The 24,214-nt window shown below is 68.9% G+C and carries 20 protein-coding genes; 9 read left to right on the forward strand and 11 right to left on the reverse strand.

Translation table 11 applies throughout. The features are described from left to right. Window positions 1-27 precede the first annotated feature (27 nt). The 4 genes from ACIA75_RS12410 to ACIA75_RS12425 form a co-directional block, all read right to left on the reverse strand. The gene (locus ACIA75_RS12410) at window positions 28-408 is read right to left on the reverse strand and encodes a polyketide cyclase / dehydrase and lipid transport (protein ID WP_397102974.1); all 381 of its coding nucleotides are present in this window, start codon (window positions 406-408) and stop codon (window positions 28-30) included. 47 nt (window positions 409-455) lie between these two features. Further along, on the reverse strand, window positions 456-1,592 hold the full coding sequence (locus ACIA75_RS12415; protein ID WP_397102976.1) for a glycosyltransferase family 4 protein: 1,137 nt from the start codon (window positions 1,590-1,592) through the stop codon (window positions 456-458). Between the two features lie 45 nt (window positions 1,593-1,637). Continuing rightward, complete coding sequence (locus tag ACIA75_RS12420) at window positions 1,638-2,720, reverse strand: NlpC/P60 family protein (RefSeq protein ID WP_397102978.1); 1,083 nt, start codon at window positions 2,718-2,720, stop codon at window positions 1,638-1,640. A gap of 164 nt (window positions 2,721-2,884) precedes the next feature. Further along, window positions 2,885-3,463: a C40 family peptidase gene (locus ACIA75_RS12425; protein WP_397102980.1), complete on the reverse strand. Its 579-nt coding sequence runs from the start codon at window positions 3,461-3,463 to the stop codon at window positions 2,885-2,887. 540 nt (window positions 3,464-4,003) lie between these two features. Here ACIA75_RS12425 and ACIA75_RS12430 point away from each other — a divergent pair. Further along, on the forward strand, window positions 4,004-5,791 hold the full coding sequence (locus tag ACIA75_RS12430) for a DEDD exonuclease domain-containing protein (protein ID WP_397102982.1): 1,788 nt from the start codon (window positions 4,004-4,006) through the stop codon (window positions 5,789-5,791). A gap of 63 nt (window positions 5,792-5,854) precedes the next feature. Next, window positions 5,855-6,130 (forward strand): Lrp/AsnC family transcriptional regulator, encoded by a 276-nt coding sequence (locus ACIA75_RS12435; RefSeq protein WP_397102984.1) that lies wholly within the window; start codon window positions 5,855-5,857, stop codon window positions 6,128-6,130. Window positions 6,131-6,309: 179 nt separating this feature from the next. Here the strand turns inward: ACIA75_RS12435 and trpD are convergent, their stop codons facing one another. After that, window positions 6,310-7,368 (reverse strand): anthranilate phosphoribosyltransferase, encoded by a 1,059-nt coding sequence (gene trpD, locus ACIA75_RS12440; RefSeq protein ID WP_397102986.1) that lies wholly within the window; start codon window positions 7,366-7,368, stop codon window positions 6,310-6,312. Window positions 7,369-7,741: 373 nt separating this feature from the next. On the opposite strand from trpD, the gene ACIA75_RS12445 reads away from it, so the two are divergent. From ACIA75_RS12445 to ACIA75_RS12460, 4 genes are read left to right on the forward strand one after another with little or no spacing between them, the layout of a single operon-like run. Further along, on the forward strand, window positions 7,742-8,350 hold the full coding sequence (locus ACIA75_RS12445) for a heme-copper oxidase subunit III (RefSeq protein ID WP_397102988.1): 609 nt from the start codon (window positions 7,742-7,744) through the stop codon (window positions 8,348-8,350). A 59-nt stretch (window positions 8,351-8,409) separates the two neighbouring features. Further along, window positions 8,410-9,267 carry a c-type cytochrome gene (locus ACIA75_RS12450; protein ID WP_397102990.1) on the forward strand — a complete coding sequence of 286 codons (858 nt, stop codon included), beginning with the start codon at window positions 8,410-8,412 and terminating at the stop codon, window positions 9,265-9,267. Window positions 9,268-9,290: 23 nt separating this feature from the next. Further along, window positions 9,291-10,439: a ubiquinol-cytochrome c reductase iron-sulfur subunit gene (locus tag ACIA75_RS12455; protein ID WP_397103468.1), complete on the forward strand. Its 1,149-nt coding sequence runs from the start codon at window positions 9,291-9,293 to the stop codon at window positions 10,437-10,439. Beyond that, complete coding sequence (locus ACIA75_RS12460) at window positions 10,436-12,076, forward strand: cytochrome bc complex cytochrome b subunit (protein WP_397102992.1); 1,641 nt, start codon at window positions 10,436-10,438, stop codon at window positions 12,074-12,076. Before ACIA75_RS12455 ends, ACIA75_RS12460 begins: the two co-directional genes overlap by 4 nt. Window positions 12,077-12,138: 62 nt before the next feature. On the opposite strand, the gene ACIA75_RS12465 is transcribed toward ACIA75_RS12460, so the two are convergent. Then, complete coding sequence (locus ACIA75_RS12465; protein WP_397102994.1) at window positions 12,139-12,633, reverse strand: polyadenylate-specific 3'-exoribonuclease AS; 495 nt, start codon at window positions 12,631-12,633, stop codon at window positions 12,139-12,141. 112 nt (window positions 12,634-12,745) lie between these two features. Between ACIA75_RS12465 and ACIA75_RS12470 the strand changes: the two genes are divergently transcribed. Further along, window positions 12,746-14,131, forward strand: coding sequence for a class II 3-deoxy-7-phosphoheptulonate synthase (locus ACIA75_RS12470; protein WP_397102996.1), 1,386 nt, complete (start codon window positions 12,746-12,748; stop codon window positions 14,129-14,131). Window positions 14,132-14,292: 161 nt separating this feature from the next. Here the strand turns inward: ACIA75_RS12470 and pknB are convergent, their stop codons facing one another. After that, entirely contained in the window at window positions 14,293-16,212 is a 1,920-nt protein-coding gene (gene pknB, locus ACIA75_RS12475; RefSeq protein ID WP_397103470.1) for a Stk1 family PASTA domain-containing Ser/Thr kinase, read from the reverse strand. Window positions 16,213-16,355: 143 nt separating this feature from the next. On the opposite strand from pknB, the gene ACIA75_RS12480 reads away from it, so the two are divergent. After that, complete coding sequence (locus tag ACIA75_RS12480; protein WP_397102998.1) at window positions 16,356-16,724, forward strand: Rv2175c family DNA-binding protein; 369 nt, start codon at window positions 16,356-16,358, stop codon at window positions 16,722-16,724. A 133-nt stretch (window positions 16,725-16,857) separates the two neighbouring features. Here the strand turns inward: ACIA75_RS12480 and ACIA75_RS12485 are convergent, their stop codons facing one another. From ACIA75_RS12485 to ACIA75_RS12500, 4 genes are all read right to left on the reverse strand, one after another. Next, window positions 16,858-17,949 carry a phytoene/squalene synthase family protein gene (locus tag ACIA75_RS12485; RefSeq protein WP_397103000.1) on the reverse strand — a complete coding sequence of 364 codons (1,092 nt, stop codon included), beginning with the start codon at window positions 17,947-17,949 and terminating at the stop codon, window positions 16,858-16,860. After that, window positions 17,946-19,508, reverse strand: coding sequence for an alpha-(1->6)-mannopyranosyltransferase A (locus ACIA75_RS12490; protein WP_397103472.1), 1,563 nt, complete (start codon window positions 19,506-19,508; stop codon window positions 17,946-17,948). The genes ACIA75_RS12485 and ACIA75_RS12490 overlap by 4 nt, the downstream gene beginning before the upstream one ends. Before the next feature lie 172 nt (window positions 19,509-19,680). After that, window positions 19,681-21,279, reverse strand: coding sequence for a phytoene desaturase family protein (gene crtI / locus ACIA75_RS12495; protein WP_397103002.1), 1,599 nt, complete (start codon window positions 21,277-21,279; stop codon window positions 19,681-19,683). A 346-nt stretch (window positions 21,280-21,625) separates the two neighbouring features. Next, the gene (locus ACIA75_RS12500) at window positions 21,626-22,789 is read right to left on the reverse strand and encodes a polyprenyl synthetase family protein (protein WP_397103004.1); all 1,164 of its coding nucleotides are present in this window, start codon (window positions 22,787-22,789) and stop codon (window positions 21,626-21,628) included. Between the two features lie 263 nt (window positions 22,790-23,052). Here ACIA75_RS12500 and ACIA75_RS12505 point away from each other — a divergent pair, with 263 nt between their 5' ends. Beyond that, on the forward strand, window positions 23,053-24,054 hold the full coding sequence (locus ACIA75_RS12505; RefSeq protein WP_397103006.1) for a methylenetetrahydrofolate reductase: 1,002 nt from the start codon (window positions 23,053-23,055) through the stop codon (window positions 24,052-24,054). Window positions 24,055-24,214: the final 160 nt, after the last annotated feature.

A 24,214-nucleotide genomic window follows, 5' to 3' on the forward strand; every position in this document is an offset into this window, starting at 1 on the left:
CCTTTCGGCGGTACGGTATGGAATTCGTCAGTGGTCCGCTGGGCAGACTCCGGCCGGCCGGTCGCCCTCGAGTCGATCCTTGAGTTCGAACGTCATCACTTTGCCCGCGACCCGGCGCTCCCGGTTGGCGGCGGCGAGCTTACGCGGCGGCAGCGGCCGCGGCGGTTCGGCGTGCAGGAAGTAGTGCAGGATCACCCCGTCCAGCGAGGGTTCCAGCCACACCTCCATGGTGCCGGTCAGCGCCCCCTGCACCGACCAGCGAATTCCCTTGTCGCCCCGGTCTTCCCGGACATCCAACTCGAGATCGGGCCACCAGCGCCGCCAATGGCCCGGGGCGGCCAGCGCACCCGCCACGGCGGTGCCCGGGGCGGCGAGGAATGTCTGGTCGGCGACCTGGATACTGCTCACCCGGGTGAGCGTAGTAGATCCCGGTAGTTGCGCTGCTGGCGCGGTGTTTATCCGTCGTGCCGGAGAAATATCCGCAGGCGGGAACCGAGGGTGTCCCAGCGCCAGTGGCGTTCGACGAAGGCGCGGCCCGCGGCGCCCATCGCGGCGGCCGCGTCGCGGTCGGCGAGGATATCGGCGATCGCTTCGGCCACCCGGTCCGCGCGGCGGCCGTCCACCACCCGGCCGGTTTCGCCGTCCAGCACCGTTTCCGGTGCGCCGCCCGAGGTTCCGGCGACCACCGGTACCCCGGTCGCGGAGGCCTCCAGGTAGACGATGCCGAGACCCTCGACGTCCAGCCCCGCGCCGCGAGTTCGGGCGGGCATGGCGAAGACATCGGCGATGGTGTGGTGCGCGGCGAGTTCGGCCGAGGCGACCCGGCCGGTGAATACGACATCGTCGGCGACGCCGAGTGCCTCGGCCAGGCCGCGCAGCCGGTCCTCGTAGGGCCCGCTGCCGGCGATCACCAGGACCGCGCCGGGGATGCGTTCCCGGATCCGGCGCATCGCGACCAGCAGGACGTCCTGCCCTTTGCGCGGGACCAACCGGGACAGGCACAGGATCGTGGGGCGGTCGCCGAGGCCGTAGCGTTCGCGCAGCTGCGCGCGGGCGGCCGGATCGGGGCGGAATTTCTCCGGGTCCACACCCGGCGGCAGGTGTTCGAGCGCGGCATTCGGCCCGAACGCGGCGGCGAACCGGCCGCGCGTGTATTTACTGACGTAGGTGACGACATCGGTGTGTTCCCCGATGACCCGCAGCGCCTGCCGTGCCGCCGGCAGCATCGACCAGCCGACCTCGTGGCCGTGGGTGCTGGCGACGATCTTTCCCGCCCCGGCCCGGCGCAGCGGCGCAGCCAGCAGCGCCAGCGGTGCGGCGGCGCCGAACCACACGGTGTCGCAGCCCTCGGCCCGCATGATGGTGCGCGCCCGGCGCAGGACGCCCGGAGTGGGCAGCATGAGGGGGGTGGGATGGCGAACCACCTGGAACGGCTGCTTCGCGTCGAACCGGAGATGGCTGTCACCGCGCCAGCGGGGCGCGTAGACGACCAGGTCATCCGGGGGGAGCTGACCGGCGAACGTGTGCAGATACGACTGGATACCGCCCGGACGCGGCGGGAAATCGTTGGTAACCAGCAGGGTTCGAGCCATGGGACTCACACTATTGGCGGCCGGTCGCCGGTGACGTTCCGGGGCTCAGTATCGCCGGGCCGAATGGTAGGGGGTGGAGTCCATGGGAGCTACCGCCACCGGAACTCCGAAGGTGGAGGCGTGCAGCATGAGGCCGTTACCGGCGTAGATGCCCACATGGGAGATGTCGTCGTAGAAGAACACGACATCGCCGGGTTGCAGATCCGCGCGGTCGACCGGGGTGCCGTAGGCGGCCTGCGCGGAACTGGTCCGGGGCACCTGCTTGCCTACCTGCGCGAACGCCCACTGCACCAGGCCCGAGCAGTCGAACTGGTCGGGTCCGGTGGCGCCCCAGACGTACGGGTCGCCCACCCGGGTGAGTCCGGCGGCCAGCGCGCTGGTGCCGTTGCCGGGAACCAGGTCCCGCAGCAGGCTGTCGCGGTCGAATCCGGGTGGGAAGGGCGAGCCGGCGAGGGCGGTCCGGTCCGTCGTCGACAACGTGCCCCAGACCTCGATCACCTTGGCGACGGCATTCTGCAGATCGGTTTGTTTCCGGCCCACATCGTCGCGGACCGCGTTCGCCTGATCGGCCGCGGCGCGGGCGGAGTCGGCGGCGGAGCGGGCGGCCGATTGCGCGGCGGTCGCCGCGTCGGTGGCACGTTTGTACTGTTTCAGCTGGTCCGAGGTCTGGGTCGCCACCACGTCCAGGGTCGACATCTGGTCGAGGAGCTGCTGCGGTGAATCGCTGACCAGCACGGAGAACAACCGATTGGTGCGCGCGCCCTGATAGGCGGCGATGGCGGTGCGGTCGATCATCGGCCGGTACTTGGCGACCTCGTTGCGTGCCGCGTCGACGGCGGCGGTGGCCGCGCCGACCTTGGCGTCGGCATCGGCCTGAATCGCCAGCTTCGCGTCGAGATCGGCCTGGGCGGTGAGGGCCTGCTGGTTGAGCTGCTCGGTCTGCCGGGACAGGTCGATCATCTGCTGCACCGCTTCGCCGGCCGAGGTCGGCGCGGGAGCAGGAACGGGGTCGGCGCCGGCGGGGCCGCCGCCGTAGAGAGCGGCGGCCAGGAGTCCGGCCGCGAGGACCGTGCGGGCGGGCCGGCGATCCGGTCCGGGGGTGCGGCGACTCCGATGCTGTGTTGTCACGGCCTGCCGTGCCCCGCTCTCCTTGTGACGCCTGTGCAAGATCAACCGGTGAAGGTCTCGATTAGATTACGGAACGGGCCCGTGGGGTGTCCAGTACGACACGGAACGGTCACATCCTCCCAGGAACGTACCGCGTCGTGGGGGAGCCCGCGGGCCCGGCCGACTCAGTAGCGGCGCGCGCCGGCGAACGGCATGGACGAGATGGGGGCCAGCTGGACCGGGGTGCCCGAGGTGGCGGCGTGGACGACATTGCCGTCACCGGCGTACAGGCCGGAGTGACCGCCGCCGTAGAACGAGACGACGTCGCCGGGCCGGAGATCGTTCATCGAGATCGGGGCGCCGGCCGACAGTTGGGCGCCGCTGGTGCGCGGTAGCTCGCGCCCGGCCTGTCTATAGGCCCACTGCACCAGGCCGGAGCAGTCGAAGGCGTCCGGTCCGGCGGCGCCGTAGACATACGGGGCGCCGACCTTCGAGAGTGCGGCGTCGAGGGCCAGATCGCCGGCGGTCTTGGTGGGGGTCACGAAGGGCGGCGCGACGGCGGGGGAGTTGGGCGCCTCGAGGCCGGGGATGCCCTGGGGGATCGGGATCTCGTTGGGCACCTCGAAGGTGCCCACGCCGGGGATGGTCACCGGCTGGGCTGCGGCCGGGGCGGCGGGCAGCAGGAACGCGCCCAGGGTGGCAGCGCCGACGGCTCCGGTTGCGGCAGCGCGCCGCGCCTGTCGCTTGACGGTGGTGAACGCCATGATGCGGTCCTTCCGATCTCCCCGCCGGCGGCACCGGGGTGGTGCGCCGAACTCCGCGAGGTCTCGAAAAGATTACGAACAGATCACGGTGCTTTGTAAAGCCTGAGATCCGGATAAGTACTCGTTGCGTAGTTTTTCATCGGCAAATTATGCGAGTTGAATCACAGTCGCGGAATCGATTGCGCCTGGGTTACGTCGAGGTGATCGCTGGGCGCGCACTTCTGTGTGTTACATCGGATCTCATGGCAATTTTCAGCCGTTTTGCGCAGTTCGAGCGGGCGGATGTCACTAAGGTGACAATGTCCTCGATGGGGCAGGGGTGGCAGGTTGCCCGATCCGGGCTTCCGAGTTTTGGGCCGATTGACCATTTTCGGTGCAATGAGGCAATTGGATAGCAAATAAACATCATGTGTGAGCTGGCGCACATATTTGTGGTAATCGGGTGTCTGCGGGGGAACAGGAACATGTTCCGGGTGTGCTGAGCCCGCATCACGGTCCGATATCGCGAATCTGTCGGACCCGGGCCGTACGCTTCCCGCCGTGTCCGAACCCGCCCCGCTGCCTGCCCGGCAGCTGGCGTTCGATCAGCTCGACACCCCGCTCTACGACACCACTTTCGTGGTGGTCGACCTGGAAACCACCGGTACCAGCCCGGCCGAGGACGCGATCACCGAGATCGGCGCCGTGAAAGTACGCGGTGGCGAAGTGCTCGGCGAATTCGCGACTCTGGTGGATCCGGGCCGATCCATCCCGCCCGCGGTCGTCCAGATCACCGGAATCACCACGGCGATGGTGCGGGCCGCCCCGACCATCGAGGCGGTACTTCCCGGGTTCCTGGAGTTCGCGGCCGGCGCGGTCCTGGTCGCGCACAACGCCCGTTTCGATATCGGCTTCCTGAAGGCTGCGGCCGCCCGCTGCGATACGGCGTGGCCGCGACCGCAAGTGGTGTGCACGGTCCGCCTCGCGCGGCGCGTACTCGGCAAGGACGAGGCGCCCTCGGCCCGGCTGGGTGTGCTGGCCCGGCTCCTGGGAGCGAGTACGACGCCCACCCACCGCGCGCTCGACGACGCCCGCGCCACGGTGGACGTCCTGCACGCGCTCATCGGCCGCGTCGGCAACCAGGGGGTGCACAGCCTCACCGAACTGATCGACTATCTGCCCGAGGTGACCGCCGGCCAGCGCGCGAAACGTGCCCTGGCCGTAAACCTTCCCGCCACGCCCGGGGTCTATCTGTTTCGTGGTCCGTCGGACGAAGTCCTCTATATAGGGACCGCGGTGAATCTGCGCCGCCGGGTCCGCGGTTACTTCACCGGTTCCGAGACCCGGGGGCGGATCCGCGAAATGGTCCGGCTGGCCACCCGGGTCGATCATGTGGTGTGCGCGCACGGGCTGGAGGCAGGGGTCCGGGAACTACGCCTGCTGGCCGCGCACGCGCCGCCCTACAACCGCCGCTCGAAGTTCCCGAAACGCGTCTGGTGGATAACGCTCACCACGGAGGCCTTTCCCCGGCTCACCGTGGTCCGTGAGCCCGCCGGTCCGGCGGTCGGCCCGTTCCACGCCCGGGCGGCCGCCGCGGAGATCGCCGCCACCCTGGCCGAATACTGCGGGCTGCGCACCTGCACCACCCGGCTGTCGCGCACCGCGGTGCACACCTGCCTGCCGGAAACGGTCGGCGGCTGTCCCGCAGCGGCTGCCACACCCTGCACCGCGACCGCGTACGCGGCAGCACCGGCGACCGCTCGCGCGCTGTTCGCCGGTGCCGGCGATGCCGCGATCCGTGCGATGGTGTCGCGGATCGGGCGCTTCGCGGACACCGAACACTACGAATCCGCGGCCCGGCTGCGCGACCGTGCCGCCGCCGTCATCCGCGCCCTGCATCGCACCCAGCGGCTGGCCGCCCTGGCCCGGTTACCGGAGCTGATCGCCGCCCACCCCGACGGCGCCGGGGGCTGGGAATTCGCGGTGATCCGTTACGGGCAGCTCGCCGGTGCCGGCACCGCGGGCCGGGGCACGCCACCGATGCCCGTGGTCGAGCAGATCGTGGCCGCCGCGCAGACCGTGCGCCCGGCCGGTGCGGAGCCGGGGGGTCAGGAGCTGCCGTTGGCGGAGACGGGCCGGCAGCATCCGCCGCTGCGTGGCGCCCCGCCCGAGGAGGTCGCGTTGGTCGCGCGCTGGCTCGAACGCCCCGGAGTGCGGATCGTGCGGACCACCGAGGGCTACGCCGAACCTGTCCACGGTGCGGCCCGCTGGGTCGCCTGGGCCGATACCGCCGCTGCGGCAGCGGACGCCGCACGGGGAGCGGAGTCCTACGACGAGGAACGGGGATGACTCCGACGTTGCCCAGCCGCGATGCGCTCCACCGGGCGGGCGGTGAATGCTTAGGCTGTTCCCATGATTACCGCGATCGTTCTGATCCAGGCCGACAACGGGCGCATTCCGGAAACCGCGCAGGGAGTGGCCGATACCGACGGCGTTACCGAGGTGTACTCGTGTGCGGGGGATGTCGATCTGATCGCGCTGGTGCGGGTGCGTGACCACGAAGAGGTGGCCGAGGTGGTCACCGCGCGGATCGACAAGGTGCCCGGGGTGCAGCGCACCGTGACGCATATCGCGTTCAAATCGTATTCCAGCGCCGATGTCGAGGCCGGTTTCTCGATCGGCGAGTAGGAACCCGTCCACGGTCGGCGTGGCACGGTGTGCGCCGGTTGCGCTCCTGTGTCGAGGGGACCACGGCACGGTCGGCAGCTTGTGCGCCCTGCCGTCGGCCGGTCCGGCCCTGCCACGGTCGGGGCGGGGCCGGATGATCCGACCGGTGTCGACGTGAGGGCCGGGTGAACGATCGCCGGTCAGTCCTCGCCGAGAGTCCGGGTGAGCGCGGCCCAGCGGTCCAGCAGGGCCGCCGCCGCGCCGCTGTCGATGGCGGTCGCGGCGCGTTCGATCCCGGACACCAGGTGATCGTCGAGGTCACCGTCGAGTTCCGCGCCGCGGGACAGATCGTAGGCGGTGATCGCGGCGGCCGAGTTGACCAGGACGGCATCGCGCACCGCGCCCGCATCACCGGCGAAAACATCCCGGGCGACCTGTGCGTTCACCTGGGCATCGCCGCCGCGCAGCGCGTCCAGGTGGACCCGGGGGATACCGAGCCGCACCGGGTCGATGACCGTTTTCCGGACGCGGCCGCCGGCCACCACATAGGCGTCGGTGGTATCGGAGGTGGTGATCTCGTCCAGGCCGTCGTGGCCACGTACCACCAGCGCTCCGGCCCCGCGGTCGGCGAAAACGCCGGCGATGGTTTCCAGCAGATCGGGGAAGGCGCAGCCGATCAGCCCGGCGCGCGGCTGGGCCGGGTTGGTGAGCGGGCCCAGCACATTGAAAACCGTCGGGATCCCGATTTCTTTACGGGCCGGCCCGGCGAACCGCAGTCCCGAATGGAAGAGCGACGCGAAGCAGAAACCGATCCCCACCTCGCGCACGCACCGGGCCACCGATTCCGGGCCGAGGGCGAGTTTCACGCCGAGCGCCTCCAGCACGTCCGCGCCGCCGCTCTTGGAGGAAGCGGCCCGGTTACCGTGCTTGACCACCGGCACCCCGGCCGCGGCGACCACGACCGCGGACATGGTGGAAATATTCACCGATCCCGACCGGTCGCCGCCGGTGCCCACGATGTCGACCGCGTCGCCGTCGATCTTCACCAGGCGCGCGTGGCCGAGCATGCCGCGCGCCATTCCCGACAGTTCGGCGGGGGTGGGGCCCTTGATCTTCATGGCCACCCCGAACGCGGCGATCTGCGCGGCGGTGGAGTTGTCGGTGAAGATCTCGTCGATCACCCAGGTCGTATCGTCCGCGGTGAGGTCGTGTCCGTCGGCGAGGGCCCCGAGCATCAGGGGCCAGCTGCGCACGCTCATCTCAATCTCCTCGTAGCGCCGAAACAGGTGACCGAACGGTCATGAACACCCTAATGTGCGCGGGCGAGCGGAGCTCATCGGCAGACCGCGTGCGTCCCGGGACGTACGCCGTCCGCGCTGGATGGTGGTGTGTTCGGTGTGTCGGGATGTCGGCGCGGACGCCGGAGCGGAGGCGGGGGATCGCACGAGGTCGGTGCTGGATGGTGGTGTGTTCGGTGTGTCGGGATGTTGACGCGGACGCCGGAGCGGAGGCGGAGGATCGCAACACGCCGGAGGGTGGCGAGAAGCCCGCTGAGCCGGTGAATCCCGACACAAAAGATCTAGATGGGAACCCGACTTCGACTGTCGTACTACGAAGAGTCATACTTACGTCGTGACGACCGCAGTAGGTACCTCAGGATCGGCCATAACCCAGCGTGTGCACTCGCTGAACCGGCCCAACATGGTCAGCGTCGGTACCATCATCTGGCTGTCCAGCGAGCTGATGTTCTTCGCCGGCCTCTTCGCGATGTACTTCGTCGCGCGCAGCCAGGCGCCCGAGTGGCCGATGCCGCCGACCGAGCTCAACATCACGCTGGCCATCCCGGTCACCGCCGTGCTGATCGCCTCGTCGTTCACCTGCCAGATGGGCGTGTTCGCGGCCGAGCGCGGTGATGTGTTCGGGCTGCGCCGCTGGTACACGCTGACCTTCTTCATGGGCCTGTTCTTCGTGCTCGGTCAGGCTTACGAGTACTACCACCTGGTGGAGCACGGGACCTCGATCTCGGGCAGCTCCTACGGTTCGGTGTTCTACATCACCACCGGGTTCCACGGTCTGCACGTCATCGGCGGTCTGATCGCCTTCTTGTTCCTCCTCGCACGGACCAAGATGAGTAAGTTCACCCCCGCGCAGGCCACCGCCGCGATCGTCGTCTCGTACTACTGGCACTTCGTCGACATCGTCTGGATCGGGCTGTTCGCCGTGATCTATTTCGTCCAGTGACGCCGGCCAGCGACCGAGCGAATGCCCACCACGGTTCCGTCTACTCCAAAGGGACACAGATGAGTTCATCGCCCCCGACAGCGCCAGCGCCCGCCAGTGGTGGTGAGGCCGGCAAAAAGCGCAGGCAGCGCCGCATCCGGCGACGGATAGCGGGTGGCCTCGCGCTCATGGTGGGCCTCGTCGGAGCCGGCTTCCTCGCCTCGGCACTCACCCCTGAGCCTCAGGTCGCCACGGCGAACGAGGATTCGGTGGCGCTGATCCGCGAGGGTCAGCAGCTGTACGAGACCTCCTGCATCACCTGTCACGGCGCCAACCTGCAGGGTGTGCCGGACCGCGGTCCCAGCCTCATCGGTGTGGGCGAGGCGGCCGTGTACTTCCAGGTGTCGTCCGGGCGTATGCCGATGACCCGCAACGAGGCGCAGGCCGAACGCAAGCCCGTGAAGTTCGACGCCCACCAGACCGATGCGATCGGCGCCTATGTCGCCGCCAACGGTGGTGGCCCGACCGTGGTTCGCGACGCCAACGGCGAGATCGCCCAGGAATCGCTGCGCGGCGACGATATCGGCCGCGGTAGCGAACTGTTCCGGATGAACTGCGCCTCCTGCCACAACTTCACCGGCCGCGGTGGCGCACTGTCCTCGGGTAAGTTCGCCCCGCCGCTGGACCCGGCCTCCGAGCAGCAGATCTGGGCCGCGATGGTCACCGGCCCGCAGAACATGCCGAAATTCTCCGACCGGCAGCTCAGCCCGGAGGAGAAGCGCGACATCATCGCCTACGTCAAGGATTCGACCGAGGCCAAGACGCCCGGCGGCTGGGGCCTGGGTGGTTTCGGTCCCGCCACCGAGGGCCTCGCCATCTGGGTGATCGGCATCGTGGCAGTGGTCGGTTCCGCGATCTGGATCGGATCCCGGACATGAGTGAAGAACAGGAGCGAAACGAGATGGGTCGCCTGGACAAAGATTCCGCGGCCGCGACCCCGGCGGAACCGACCGAGGCCGAACTGGACGCGATGACGCGCGACGAGCTGGTCGAGCTCGGCACCGCGCGGGACGGCGTCGAGGTCGCCTACCGGCGGGAACGCTGGCCGGTGCCGGGCACTCGCGCCGAGAAACGGGCCGAACGGCAGGTCGCGATGTGGTTCGCGATCTCCGGTCTGGCCGCGGCCGCCCTGGTGGGTGTGTTCCTGTTCTGGCCCTGGGAGTACAAGGGCAAGGACGACGAGGGCCACGGCCTGTACTCGCTCACCACCCCGCTCTACGGTCTGACCTTCGGTATCTCGATCCTGGCCATCGGTATCGCGGTGGTGCTGATCCGCAAGAAGTTCATTCCCGCGGAGCTGTCGGTCCAGGACCGGCACGACGGCAAGTCCAGTGAGGTCGACCGGCGTACGCTGGCGGCCCAGCTGTCCGACGCCGGCGAGACCTCCACGCTGGGCCGCCGCAAGCTGATCACCCGCACCGCCGGTGCCGGCGTCGGCGTGCTCGGTATCGGCGCGCTGCTGGTGTTCGTCGGCGGCATGATCAAGAACCCGTGGGCCAAGGGCGATAAATCGCCGCTGTGGGTGTCCGGCTGGACCCCCGATTACAAGGGCGAGACCGTTTACATCCGCCGCGACACCGGCCGGCCGCAGGACATCGTGCTGGTCCGCCCCGAGGATCTCGACTCGGGCGCTATGGAGACCGTCTTCCCGTGGAAGGAATCCTGGCGCGGCGACGAGCACGCGACCCTGCAGTCGCTGCGTGGTATCCGCAATGCCGTGATGCTCATCCGCCTGCGGCCCGAGGACGCGAAGAACGCGATCAAACGCAAGGGTCAGGAAAGCTTCAACTTCGGCGACTATTTCGCCTACTCGAAGATCTGCACCCACCTCGGCTGCCCGACCTCGCTGTTCGAACAGCAGACCAACCGGATCCTGTGCCCGTGCCATCAGTCGCAGTTCTCCGCGACCGAATGGGGCAAGCCGATCTTCGGTCCTGCCGCCCGAGCGCTACCGCAGCTGCCGATCACCGTAAACTCAGAGGGGTACCTGGTCGCCAACGGTGACTTCATCGAACCCCTCGGCCCCGCCTTCTGGGAGCGTCGATCATGAGTGCTGGAACCGGTGTAGGCCGCAAGATTGCGGCACAAGCCAACGAAATGGACGAGCGCTATCGCGGCGCCGCCTTTGTGAAGCGATCGATCAACAAGGTGTTCCCCACCCATTGGTCGTTCCTGTTGGGTGAGATCGCGCTGTACGCGTTCATCATCCTGCTGCTGTCGGGTGTGTACCTGACGTTGTACTTCGACCCGTCGATGGCGCATGTCACCTACGACGGTGCCTATCAGCCGCTGCGCGGTGTCGGCATGTCGCGGGCCTACGAGACCGCCCTGAACATCTCCTTCGAGGTGCGTGGCGGCCTGTTCGTCCGCCAGGTGCACCACTGGGCGGCGCTGCTGTTCGCGGCGTCGATCATCATCCACCTGTTCCGCATCTTCTTCACCGGTGCGTTCCGCAAACCGCGTGAAGCGAACTGGGTGATCGGTTCGCTGCTGCTGATCCTGGCCATGTTCGAGGGCTTCTTCGGCTACTCTCTGCCGGACGATCTGCTGTCGGGCACCGGGCTGCGGGCGGCGTTCTCCGGTATCACCATCGGTATCCCGGTGATCGGTACCTGGATGCACTGGTTGATGTTCGGCGGCGACTTCCCGGGCGACATCATCATCCCGCGCCTCTACATCGCGCATGTGCTGCTGTTCCCGGGCATCATGCTGGCGCTCATCGCCGCGCACGTCGCGATCGTCTGGTACCAGAAGCACACGCAGTTCCCCGGGCCGGGCCGCACCGAGAACAACGTGGTCGGCTCCCGGATCGTCCCGGTGTTCGCCGCCGACCAGGGCGCGTTCTTCGCGTTCACCCTCGGCTTCGTCGCCCTCATGGGTGGCGTCCTGCAGATCAACCCGATCTGGAACCTGGGCCCGTACAACCCCTCGCAGGTATCGGCCGGTTCCCAGCCGGACTTCTACATGATGTGGACCGACGGTATGGCTCGTCTGATGCCGCCCTGGGAGATCTATCTGGGCCGGTACACGATCCCCGCCGTCTTCTGGGTGGCGCTGATCATGGGCCTGGTGTTCATGGTGCTCATCGCCTACCCGTGGATCGAGAAGAGACTCACCGGCGACACTGCCCGGCACAACCTGTTGCAGCGGCCGCGCGATGTGCCGGTCCGCACGGCGATCGGCGCCATGGCGATCACCTTCTATGTGGTGCTGACCCTGTCGTGCGTCAACGACATCCTGGCGCTGAAGTTCGATATCTCGCTGAATGCCACCACCTGGATCGGTCGTATCGGCCTGCTCGTCGCACCGCCGCTCGCCTACTTCCTGGCGTACCGGTTCTGCATCGGATTGCAGCGCAGCGACCGGGCGGTCCTGGAACACGGCATCGAAACCGGTGTGATCAAGCGCCTGCCGCACGGTGAGTACATCGAGGTGCACCAGCCGCTGGGCCCGGTCGACGACCACGGCCACCCGCTGCCCCTGGAATACCAGGGCGCCGTGGTGCCCAAGAAGATGAACCAGCTGGGTTCGGCGGGTCAGCCGGGCACCGGTAGCTTCCTGCGGCCCGACCCCCGTTCGGAAAGCGAACAGCATTTCGCCAACGAACTGGAAGAGGAGCACCGGCAGCTCGCCGTCCTCAAACGAGTGCAGGACGAAGCGCGCTCGAACGGACAGCACGGGCACTGACCCGTACCGCACAACAGGCCCCCTGGAATCCAGGGGGCCTGTTCGCGTTGTGCCCGGTTAATTCAGCTCGCCCGCCGCCGGGCGGCCTCGATGGCCTCGAATTTGGCGAGATTGTGCCGTGCGTCGGCCAGGGCGTCGTGGGCGTCGCGTGGCGGGGGCGGTAACTCCGGCCGGCCGTGCGCCTCCCAGTGCTGACGCAGTTCGTTGGTGTAGCGGGGCAGGTCGGAGGGCAGATCCACCATCGAACCCCACAGCTGGCACAGCACCACATGGTCGTACGCGCCCACCCACGCCCACATCTCGGGCTGGACGGTCGGCCGGGGGACCAGGAACCGGTGCAGCTCGTCCCGGATCTGCGTCCGGGTCCGCCACAGCGGCGACGTCTGTGGCGGCAGCTTCGGCAGCACATGCTTGGTCACCCAGGGCCCCGCCCGGCCGGCATCGAATTCGGAGGACACGGCGTAGTACTCACGCCCGTCCTCACAGACGACACCGATCGACACGAGATCGATCACGCGCCCGTCCTCGATGAACTCCGAATCGTAGAAATACCTCAACTGCGGGGGTCCCCTCGGCGACAACAGAACGGACCGAGCCTAGCCGTGCCGATCGGCGCCGAAAACCGCAGCCGGAAATACCCCCGGATCGGACACCACTTATCCTGAACTGGTGAATTGGACCGTCGACGTTCCCATCGACCGCTTGCCCGAGCTGCCGCCGCTGCCCGCCGAACTGCGTAAGCGTCTCGACGACGCGCTGTCGCGGCCCGCGCTGCAGCAGCCGTCGTGGGATGCCGGCCAGGCGGAGGATATGCGGACCGTGCTGGAGAGCGTGCCGCCGATCTGCCTGCCTGCCGAGGTCGACGAGTTGCGGGAGCAGCTGGCCGATGTGGCGCGCGGGGAAGCGTTCCTGATGCAGGGCGGGGACTGCGCGGAAACGTTCGCGGACAACACCGAGCCGCATATCCGCGGCAATATCCGGACCCTGCTGCAGATGGCCGTGGTCCTCACCTACGGTGCCAGCGTGCCGGTGGTGAAGGTGGCGCGGATCGCCGGTCAGTACGCGAAACCGCGGTCCTCCGATACCGATGCGCTCGGCTTGCGGTCCTATCGCGGCGATATGGTCAATTCGCTGGTCGCCGACGCCGCGGTGCGGGAACACGACCCGTCGCGCCTGGTGCGCGCCTACGCCAACGCCAGCGCGGCCATGAACCTGGTGCGGGCGCTGACCAGTGCCGGAATGGCGGATCTGCACCGGGTGCACGACTGGAACCGGGATTTCGTCTCGCAGTCACCGGCCGGGGCGCGCTACGAGGCGCTGGCCGAGGAAATCGACCGTGGCCTGCGGTTCATGACGGCGTGCCGGGTCAACGATCCGGGCCTGAAATCGGCTCGTATCTACGCATCGCATGAGGCGCTGGTGCTGGACTACGAGCGGGCGATGCTGCGCCTGGCCGAGAACACCGCGGGCGATCCGGTGCTCTACGACCTGTCCGCGCATTTCCTGTGGATCGGGGAACGCACCCGCCAGCTCGACGGCGCCCATATCGCGTTCGCCGAACTCCTCGCCAACCCGATCGGCCTGAAGATCGGGCCGGGCACCACCCCGGCGCAGGCGGTGGAGTACGTGGAACGGCTCGATCCGAACAACGAACCCGGCCGGTTGACGCTGGTCTCGCGGATGGGCAACACCAAGGTCCGTGAGGTTCTCCCGGCGATCGTGGAGAAGGTGCAGGCCACCGGGCACCAGGTCATCTGGCAGTGCGACCCGATGCACGGCAACACCCACGAATCCTCCACCGGCTTCAAGACCCGCCATTTCGACCGGATCGTCGACGAGGTGCAGGGCTTCTTCGAGGTGCACCACGCCCTCGGAACGCATCCCGGCGGGCTGCACATCGAGCTCACCGGCGAGGACGTCACGGAATGCCTGGGCGGTGCGCAGGACATCTCCGACCTGGACCTCTCCGGCCGCTACGAAACGGCCTGCGACCCCCGCCTCAACACCCAGCAGTCGCTGGAGCTGTCGTTCCTCGTCGCGGAGATGCTGCGGTAATTCGATGGGCTTGTCCGCGACGATGGATGAGTCCGAATGCAGGGCCGAACCGCCGAGGCATCGCCGGCTCGGCGGCGCCGGGTCCGTTCGGTTCGGGCGTGGGGCGAACCGCCGATGTCCCGCTGGACTCGGCGGTGCCGATGGGTACGTTCGTCCGGGGTTTACGGCAGAGCGACCACGGAGACCGAAGCGCCCGATTCGACGTTGGCGTTCGCGGCCGGGTTCTGGGACACCACGACCGACGAATCGAGGGGCGCGAACTGGCGGACCTGGACCTGTAGACCCAGTCCCTCCAGGGTGCGGCGGGCCTCGGCCACCGATTTGCCGACGACCGAGGGCATAGTGACGGCTTCGCAGACCACCAGCGTGACCGCGGAGCCGGCGTCGACCGTGGTGCCTACGCCGGGTTCGGTGCCGATCACGCGGCCGACCTCGACCAGCTCGTCGTAGGCGGGGCGTTCACCGGCGACTGTGAGACCCAGGCCCTCGAGCTTTTTCCGCGCCTGGTCGAGGGTGTCGGCGCGCAGATCCGGCAGCTGTACCGGTTTCGAGCCGTTGCTCTTCCAGACCTGGACGTGGGCGCCCGCCGGAAGTACGGTGCCGGGGCCCGGGTCCACACGGGCGAGGGTGCCCTCGGGGGCGGTGCTGGCGACCTCGCCGCCGTCGACCGGCTGCAATCCCTGGTCGCGGATCAGCTGCTGGACCTCGTCCCAGTCGTCGCCGGGAGAGACGGCGGGCACCTGGGGTTTACCGCTGGACACCAGGATATCGACGGTAGTGCCCTTGGTTTCCCGGGCGCCCGGCCCCGGGTCGGTGCCTACGACACCACCAACCGGGACGGTGTCGGAGGCTCGGTCGCGGGTTCCGGTGTCGAATCCGGCCTCCTGGAGCTCTGCGGTCGCCTGGTCGAGGGTCATACCGGCGACCGACGGAACGGTGTTGTAGCGGCCCATTCCGAGCCACCAGCCGCCGATTCCGACCACGAGGGTCAGGGCGACCACCGCGGCCGTCCAGATCATGCCGTTGCGGCGGTTGCCGGCGTGCGCCTCCTGATAGGAGCTGTACTGGGTGGGGCGCTGCGGTGGTATGTAGGCGGGCGGCGGCGGTGGGTCGGTTCGCGGTCGCGCCGCGGTGACCATCCGGGTCGGATGTGGCTCCGGCGGCGCCGCGGCGGATTCCGCCGGCGGCGGGGTGACCGGGTGCCGGGCGCTGGTGTGCTCGGCCGAATCCTGTGGGGCCGGAACCCGGTAGGAGGGCAGGTTCAGGCGGTCGGCGACGGCCCGCAGTTCGGCCACCATTTCGCCGGCGTCGGCGAACCGGTGCCCGGGCTCGCGGGCGGTGGCGCGGGCGACGAGCCGGTCGAATTCGGGCGGTACACCGGCGATGAGCCCGCTCGGGCTCGGCACATCGTTCTCGACGCGCTGATAGGCCACGGACAACGAGTTGTCGCCGGTGAACGGGACCTTGCCGGTGAGCAGCTCGAAGATCAGGATCCCGAAGGCGTACACATCGCTGCGGGCGTCGGCGCTACCGCTGGTCACCTGTTCGGGCGAGAGGTAGGCGGCGGTGCCCAGGATGACACTGGCGGAGGTGGTGTTGGCGGCGGCGACCGCCCGGACCAGGCCGAAATCGGCGATTTTGACGTCCCCGGCATCGGAGATGAGCACATTCTCCGGTTTCACATCGCGATGCACCAGCCCGGCCGCATGCGCGACCCCGATCGCGGCGAGCACCGGTTCGGCGACCGCGCGCACTGCGTGCGGCGGCATCGGCCCCCGTTCCCGCAGCAGTTCCCGCAGCGTCCCACCCTGGACCAGTTCCATCACCAGGAACGGATACTCACCGTCCACGCCCTGGTCGTACACCTCGACCAGGGCGGGGTGTTTGAGCCCGGCCACCGCGCGGGCCTCGAATTCGAACCGGCTCAGGAATTGCGGGTCACCGGCGAACTTGGGATCCATCACCTTGATGGCGACCGGACGCCCCAGCCGGGTATCCACCCCCCGGAACACCATCGACATCCCGCCCCGGGCGATCGGCGCGTCGATCCGGTAGCGCCGGTCGAGCACGGCGCCGATCAATTGTCCTCCGGCTGTCACGAACCTCTCCACCTTCGTACCGTGTGCACACGGTGGCCGCCCCACGCGGCTCACACGATGTTATCGGCCGAACCGATGCGGGTGTCTCACCGCGGTCCGGCGGACAACGTCTACGGTTGTCTCCCGTGAGTGCCTTTCCTTGCAGTGCCGACGTCCTGCCCGCCTCGGTACCACTGCTCTCGCTACCCGATGTCGCCAAGAACCTGGGCGTCGTGGTGACCCGGGTCCACCAGATGCTGCGGGACAATCAGCTGCTCGCGATACGCCGCGACGGCATCGTCTGGGTCCCGGAGATCTTCTTCGACGATACGGGTGCGGTGCTGAAATCGTTGCCGGGCCTGATCACGGTGATGCGCGACGCGAAATACACCGACGAGGAGATCCTGGAATGGATCTTCACCGACGACGACACCCTGCCGGGCAAACCGGTGGAGGCACTGCATGGGCCGCTGGCCCGGGAGGTACTCCGCCGCGCAGCCGCCGACCCGTTCTGAATTTTTGGCGCGCCGGCGCGCGCGGGGTTTCGCTGAACTCGGCGCCGCCGCTGGGCACGTTCGATTCGGGCCTGTCGGGCTTTCGAGGGCGTCGTTGGACTCTCGGGCGCTGGAGTCCTTCGTTGTCGTGGATTCAGCGTGCGTGACCCAGCGGCCGCCGTCGGAGCAATGCTGCGCCCGCAACCAGCCGCAGTCGGCGGTGGTTCGGTACGACCGCGCGGCGGGCGAACACGTCGTAGTCGTTTTCCTCGATGCGGTCCAGGATGGCCGCGTAGACGGCGGCCGCGGTGCGGATGGCCGGTCGCACGCGCGGGCTGAGTAGTTCGATGCCGGGGTGTGCGCCGCGGTAGAGGTCTCGGTTGACGGCGATGAGATGTTGCAGTGCGCGGCGGACCCTGCGGTCCGTGCGCCGCGTGCGGTGGCAGTGCGTGAGGAGCTGTTCGTCCACCCCGAACGCGGCGAGTTCGTCGGCCGGTAGGTAGATCCGGTCGCGGTCGAGGTCTTCGCCGATATCGCGCAGGAAATTGGTGAGCTGGAAAGCATTGCCCAGCGCCGCCGCCGCGGGTTCGGCCGCCGCACGCGGGCCTGTCGTGCCCAGTACCGGGAGCAGTTGCAGGCCGATGGCCGCGGCCGAACCGCGCATGTACTCGTGCAGGGCCGTCATGTCCGGATAGCGGTTGCGGAACAGCGGAGAGTCGGCCGCGTCCATGCGCATGGAGTCCAGGAAGAGCCAGAAATGGTGGGGGTCGACGGCGAACCGGTCGACGGTATCCGTGAGCGCGAGGACGATATCGCCGAAACCGGCGGGTAGCGCGGCCGGGCGCACGGTCCCGGTCCGCGGGATCTCGGCCGGAAGTGACCATGCGGTGCGCAACGTGAGCTCGACGGCGTCCAGCACCGCCGCGGGTCCCGGACCGGACAGCGCGCGATCCGGCGCGTCGACGATATCGTCCACCATGCGTGCGAAGGCGTAGAGGGCGTGTACGGCGGGACGCTGCTCGGCGGACAGCAGCCGAGTCGCCAGGTAATAGGTGCGCCCGTGTGCGGCGGCGGTTTGGCGGCATCGGTGATAGGCGCGGCGCAGGGCGGTGGGATCAGCAGCGCTGTTCTTGCCGGATATCACCCGCGCGGGTTCGTTGCGTGGTGCCCCGGGGCGAGCGGGTGGCGCGGCGGTGGCGCCGGGAGCGGGCTTTCCGGTGAGCTCGGTGCGGTACTCGTTGTTCACGGTCCACGAGTGACGGCGGGTGCGGTGATCCGCCGCGGTGCTCCGCGCAACCGGAGCGGGTCCACCGTCCGCAGCGACAGCGCGGCGACGACGGAGGCGAACGTCGCGGCCGCGACATGCCAGAAGTTGTAGAGCCCGATCGACCCGTCCGGCTGGAATACCAGCATCAGCCAGGTACACACCCCGACCAGTGTCATGAGCGTGGTGGTCGACAGCGCGAAACCGGCGGCCAGGGCCAGCGGCCACGAGTAGTACCAGGGCAGCGCCGCCGGCGACAGGATCACGATCGCGACGAACGCGATCAGGATCCCGAGCACCGCGTCGCGCTCGGTGAGTTTGAACTTCCACCAGGTCCACACGAGCAGCACCAGCAGCGCGAGCATGCACAGCAGCCGGGTCACTTCGAGCGACGAGTCCAGGCCGAACGGGGTGACCCAGGTGGTGGCGTGCGCCATGACCGTCGGCAGGGACAGCCAGTTGATGATTTTCTGCGACCCCGACAGCGCCGTGAGCCAGCCGATCCCGACACCGGCGATCGCCGAGGCGGCCGCGAATACCACGGCGAATACCGCCAGGCCGAGCGATGCGATCTTGGCGAACATCTTCCAGTGGTGCGCCAGGAATTCCCGGCTGCTCGTCCCGAGCGCCGCCCGCTGGCCGTCCTCGGCGCGCCGGTCGCGTTCGTGCAGCATCCAGATCCAGACCAGGAAGGGCAGCGCCACTCCCGCGGTCGCCTTGATCGCGACCCCGATCGCCACCACCACGATCCCCGCGACGTGATGGCGTTCCAGGACCAGTGCGATACCCGCGCACATCAGGCCGACCATCAGCATTTCGTTGTGCACGCCGCCGATCAGGTGGATCAGCACCAGCGGGTTGAGCACGGCCAGCCACAGCGCGACCGTGGGCTTGCCGCCGAGGTGTTTGGTCAGATAGGGCACCGCCCACATCATCAGCACCAGCCCAGGCAGCATCACGAACCGCAGCGCGATGGTCCCGGCCACCACGCTCTCGCCGGTGACCGCGGTGATCGCGCGGCCCATCAGGAGGAAAACGGGACCGTAGGGGGCGGTGGTTGTGGTCCAGACGGTGCTCACGTTGTCGAGCAGGATGCCGGGATTGGCGACCGGTCCCACCTGGTACGGATCGAAACCGTCCCGCAGCAGCGCGCCCTGCGCGAGGTAGGAGTAGGCGTCCCGGCTGAACATCGGTACCGCGAACATCAGTGGCGCGATCCAGATACCGACGATCGCGCGCAACTCGTTGAGGCGCACATCGCCGGAGTGGCCGCCGAAACCCAGCGTGATCCGGCCCAGCCGCACCCATGCGGCGACCATCATCAGCACCCCGGCCCATACGCAGATCATCGACAGGGCGTACCCGTGCCCGAAACGCAGCCAGGACAGGTGGACTGCTTCCAGCAGCGGATCGCGTTTGCGCACGCTGCCGGCGCCGAAGCCGCCGAAGGTGATCATGATCGCGCCGGCGAAGCCGAGCAGCGCCGCATGTCCCTCCGGGCTGCGCAGGAAATCGGCGCAGAACCGCATCCAGCCCAGCATGCCCGGGGCGAACCGGGCCCGGGCGGCGGGACCCGCGGGAGCGGCCGGCGCGGGAATGCCGGTGTCGGGGATCTGCACGGCGGTGGCGGTGGTGTGCGTATGGGGGGCTGGCATCAGGTGTCGGTCCCCCCGGGTGGTCGGCGGTCGCAACCGCGAGCGAATAGGTCGGCGATCAGTTTACGGCTTCCTTCCGGGAAGACCGCCGGACGGTAGCGGGGGCGCGCGTCCGGACCCCGCGATTCTCGCCCACAATGCGTTGTGCCGCGAGTTTTCCGGACAGTAGCGCGGTCGGAACACCGACCCCGGGCGTGGTTCCGCAACCGGCCAGGACCACGTTCTCGCTGCCGCGCGGGAAGTTGCGGGGCCGGAACGGGCCGGTCTGGCGGAACAGATGCGCCGCCGAGAACGGGGTCCCGGCGATCATGCCCTGATCGCGCCACGTAGCGGGCGTGTCGAGACGGTCGACGACGAACTCCGTCGCAATTCCGTGGTAGCCGCGTTCTTCCAGCACCACGAGCAGTTCGCGCAGGTAGGCGGGACCCAGGCGGGCCCAGTCCAGCGGCGCGGAATCCAGGTTCGGGCACGGGGCGAGCAGCGAGAACGGTTCGTAGCGGACCCCGTCTCGGGTGAGGTGGAGACCGGGATCGGTGAGCGCGGGCCGGGTCAGCAGCAGCGACGGATCGCTCATCGGCCGCCCGCCGCGCCGCGCCGTGATCTCGCGGAAGGTCTGCGCCCAGGCGGCGCCGAAGTCGATCGTGTGATGCGCCTGCACCGGCCACCGCCCGGCCACCGTGACCGGCACGATCCCGTGCGCGACGACGGCCGACGGAGAAGCCCGCAGGCCGCGGCGCGGTCGCATGCCGAACCGGTCGAGCGATCCGAGGTCCGCGGTGAGCACCACCGCGTCGCAGGGCAGCGCCCGGCCGTCCGCCAGCAGCACCTGCCGGGCCCGGCGCGGCCCCGGTCCCTGGGTGTAGTCGAGACCGGTGACCTCGGCGCCGAGTTCGAGACGGCCACCGGCGGCGGTGAACGCCCCGGCGAGAGTGTCGCTGACGGCCCGCATCCCGCCGTCGGGGAAGTAAACGCCCAGGCCGGTGTCCATATAGGGGATCGCCCCGTAGACCCCCAGCGCCTGCTCGGGCGCCATACCGGCATACAACGCCTGGAAGGTGAACAGCCGGCTCAGCCGCGGATCACGCAGGGTGCGGGTGACCCGCCGCCCCAGGCGGCCGAACGCCCCCAGCCGGATCAGGTCGAACAGGGCCGCCCGTTTCGGCGGAATCCGGACCATATCGAGCGGCGAATCGAAGTTCGCCGCCAGGAATTCGTCGTATTCGGCCCGATAGACGCGACCCAGCCAGTCGCGGAGCCGCCGGTAGCGGGCGGCCTCGCCGGGCCCGCAGGCCCGCGTCACTTCCGCGCTCATCCGGTCGGGATCGGAGAAGAGCCGGAACTGGGAACCGTCGGCGAACCGGGCGTGATACGCCGGTGCCAGCGGCCGGATCCGCAACGGCGGCACGGCGGAATCGGTATCGAGCCCCACGGCGGCGAGCGCGTCGTCCACCAACTCGGGGAGAGTGAGGATGGTGGCGCCGGAATCGATGTCGTAACCGTCGAACCGGTAGCGCCCGACCCGGCCACCCGGATGATCGGCGCGCTCCACCACGGTGACCGAACAGCCCGCGCCGGTCAGATACAGCGCCGCAGACAGCCCGGACAGCCCGGCACCGACCACCACAACCCGGTCGACCGGACCTTCGACCGACCTCATATGTGCCCGCTCATACTGTGTCGTTCGGGCATGAGCGAGACCGACGATCGGCTCGCATACCGACCGCGGAGGCCGGAGCGAAGGCGGAGGTATCGCACTACCGCCTCCGGGCCTGACCCGCTCATGCTGTGCCTATCGGGCATGAGCGGGGGCCCTGCGTGGTGACGCTGCGCTGCCGCCTCCGGGCCTGACCCGCTCATGCTGTGCCTATCGGGCATGAGCGGGGGCCCTGCGTGGTGACGCTTCGCTGCCGCCTCCGGGCCTGACCCGCTCATGCTGTGTCGATGGGGCATGAGCGAGGGCCCTGCGTGGTGACGCTTCGCTGCCGCCTCCGGGCCTGACCCGCTCATGCCGCGCGCCGGGTGGCGGCCAGTGCCATCGCCTTCAAGCGTTCCTTGGCTTCCGGTGTGGCGGAACTGGCTTCGATGGCTGTCAGGCCCTGGTCGGTGAGCGCGGTGATCCGGGATTCGACTGCGTCGACCGCGCCCAGTTCGGTCAGCAGGTCGCGTAGTTCCCCGACCTGTTCGTCGGAGAGTTCGGTGCCGAGCGCGGCGCGCAAGCGGTCGCCGGCGGCCGGGTTCGTGGCCGCGGCCCGCTGCAGCGCTTCGGCGACCAGGACCGTGCGTTTACCCTCGCGTAGATCGTCACCAGACGGTTTACCGGTGACCTCTGGATTGCCGAACACCCCGAGCAGGTCGTCGCGGAGCTGGAAGGCGATACCGATCTCGGTGCCGTAGGTGCGGTAGGCGGCGATGAGGCCGGGATCGGCGTCGGCGAGGGCGGCGCCGAGATGCAGCGGACGCTCGACCGTATAGGCGGCCGTCTTGTACCGGTTGATCCGCAACGCCGCCGCGACCGATTCGTCACCGCTCGCCTCGCCGTGCACATCGAGCAGCTGGCCGCCGAGCACTTCGGTGCGCATCCCGGCCCAGACCGGGGCGAACCGGCCCAGGGCCGCCGGATCCAGACCGCTGCCGTGCACCATATCGTCGGCCCAGGCCAGGGCCAGATCGCCGAGCAGGATCGCCACCGATTCGCCGTAGTGGGCCGAATCGCCGGCCCAGCCCTGGTAGTGGTGCCGCTGTTCGAAGTCCACGTGCACCGTGGGGAACCGGCGCCGGGTGCGGGAACAGTCGATGATGTCATCGTGGATCAGCGCGCACGCCTGCACCAGCTCCAGCGCGGCGCAGGCCTGCAGGACGGCCGCCGCATCGGGCCCTGCCGGGTCGCCACCGGCGCCCAGCCAGCCCATCCAGGCGAAGCCGGGCCGCGTCCGTTTACCCCCGCGCAGCACGAAGGATTCGAGCGCGCCGACGGCTTCGGTGAATACGGTGCCCAGTTCGGTGACCGCGTCCTCGCGGGACTCGAAATAACCGGTCAGCGCCTGTTCGACGGCCATCGCGAAAGCCGCCGTCCCGGGAACGAGGGAGGCGTGACCCGCCCCGGACGGCACAAGGGAGTCGGGCCCGGAGGAGGTAGCAGAGCGTGACCACGCAGGGGCTTCACTCATGCCCATCGACTCCGAGAACGGGTTCCGGCGGACAGGATGACCTCCCAGTTCGTTGGTTCGCCACGGGCGCCGACGCCCTGAAGGCGGTAGTGCGATCCCTCGCCCGCGCTCCGGCCTCCGCGTGGGTATGCGGACCGATCGCAGGCTCTGGCTCATGCCCGACGGACACAGAATACGCGCGGGAGGGCGGCCGTCCGGAACGGGTGCTGCCGTGCGCGGGGAGAGGCTCGAGCCGGACCGGAGTACGCCTTTAGACTGGGCCGGTGACTTTCGACAACGCGCGGGGACTCCCGACCCCTGGCCGGCCGTCCCCCACGTCACCGGACGTCTCCGCGACGCCTTCGGTCGTGCAGAGCCTGGAGCGGCACGCCGGCGGTGCCGTGCCCTTCTCGGTGGAGTTCTCCCCGCCTCGCGACGAGGCCGGTGAACAGCGGTTATGGCGTGCGGTACGCACCTTCGAGCGGATGCACCCGGCATTCGTGTCGATGACCTACGGCGCCGGCGGCAGCACCCGCGAACGGACGGTACGGGTCACCGGGCAGCTGGCGGAGGAGACCACGCTGCTGCCGGTCGGGCATCTCACCGCGGTCGATCACAGCGTCGCCGAACTCCGGTCCATCGTCGGCGCGTACGCCGATTCGGGGATCAGCAATATTCTCGTACTCCGCGGGGATCCGCCGGGCGATCCGCTGGGTGAATGGCATAAACATCCCGACGGGGTGGAATACGCCGAAGAGCTGGTGCGGATCGTGCGTGATCTCGGCGATTTCCATGTCGGAGTGGCGTCGTTCCCGCAGGGCCATCACCGGTCACCCGATCTGGACCGCGATACCGACTATCTCGCGGCGAAACTGCGCGCGGGTGCCGAGTACTCGATCACCCAGATGTTCTTCGATGTCGACGATTATCTGCGGCTGCGTGACCGGATCGCTGTCTGTGATCCGGTCGAAGGAGCCAAGCCGATCATTCCGGAGTTGATGCCGATCACCTCGCTGCGCACCGTGGAACGGGCCGAGCAGCTGTGCGGCCGGCCGCTACCGGAGCGGGTGCTGGAGCGGCTGCGCCGCGCCGCGGGTTCCGGGCCGGAGGAGGACCGTGCCGCGGTGCGGTCCGCCGGGATCGAGATCGCCACCGAAATGGGGGAACGGCTGATCGCCGAGGGCGCCCCGTGCCTGCATTTCATCACCCTGAATTTCGCCAAGGCCACCAGCGAAGTGCTGACCAACCTCGGCTACGGGGTAACGGCCGCGCCGCTGAGCGCCTGACCCGCGGACAACACCGACTTTGCCGGCCGGACGCAACCGCGTACCGGCAGACGAGAAAACCGCGCGGCCTGCGTGGTGGGTTTCGCTCGCCGGCCGTCCGGCCCCGGCTCGGTGCACTGCCACTCCCGGCGGGTTGTACTGCTGCCGTGCGGTGGCAGGC

The sequence above is a fragment of the Nocardia sp. NPDC051750 genome (assembly GCF_044453135.1).
Lineage (GTDB): Bacteria > Actinomycetota > Actinomycetes > Mycobacteriales > Mycobacteriaceae > Nocardia.

Bases quoted from the DNA above. Each gene is read 5' to 3' on its own strand.
- ACIA75_RS12415 (WP_397102976.1), bottom strand. From the start codon at position 1,592: ATGGCTCGAACCCTGCTGGTTACCAACGATTTCCCGCCGCGTCCGGGC.
- ACIA75_RS12425 (WP_397102980.1), bottom strand. From the start codon at position 3,463: ATGGCGTTCACCACCGTCAAGCGACAGGCGCGGCGCGCTGCCGCAACC.
- ACIA75_RS12435 (WP_397102984.1), top strand. From the start codon at position 5,855: ATGATTACCGCGATCGTTCTGATCCAGGCCGACAACGGGCGCATTCCG.
- trpD (WP_397102986.1), bottom strand. From the start codon at position 7,368: ATGAGCGTGCGCAGCTGGCCCCTGATGCTCGGGGCCCTCGCCGACGGA.
- ACIA75_RS12450 (WP_397102990.1), top strand. From the start codon at position 8,410: ATGAGTTCATCGCCCCCGACAGCGCCAGCGCCCGCCAGTGGTGGTGAG.
- ACIA75_RS12455 (WP_397103468.1), top strand. From the start codon at position 9,291: ATGGGTCGCCTGGACAAAGATTCCGCGGCCGCGACCCCGGCGGAACCG.
- ACIA75_RS12460 (WP_397102992.1), top strand. From the start codon at position 10,436: ATGAGTGCTGGAACCGGTGTAGGCCGCAAGATTGCGGCACAAGCCAAC.
- ACIA75_RS12490 (WP_397103472.1), bottom strand. From the start codon at position 19,508: ATGCTGGGCTGGATGCGGTTCTGCGCCGATTTCCTGCGCAGCCCGGAG.
- crtI (WP_397103002.1), bottom strand. From the start codon at position 21,279: ATGAGGTCGGTCGAAGGTCCGGTCGACCGGGTTGTGGTGGTCGGTGCC.
- ACIA75_RS12500 (WP_397103004.1), bottom strand. From the start codon at position 22,789: ATGAGTGAAGCCCCTGCGTGGTCACGCTCTGCTACCTCCTCCGGGCCC.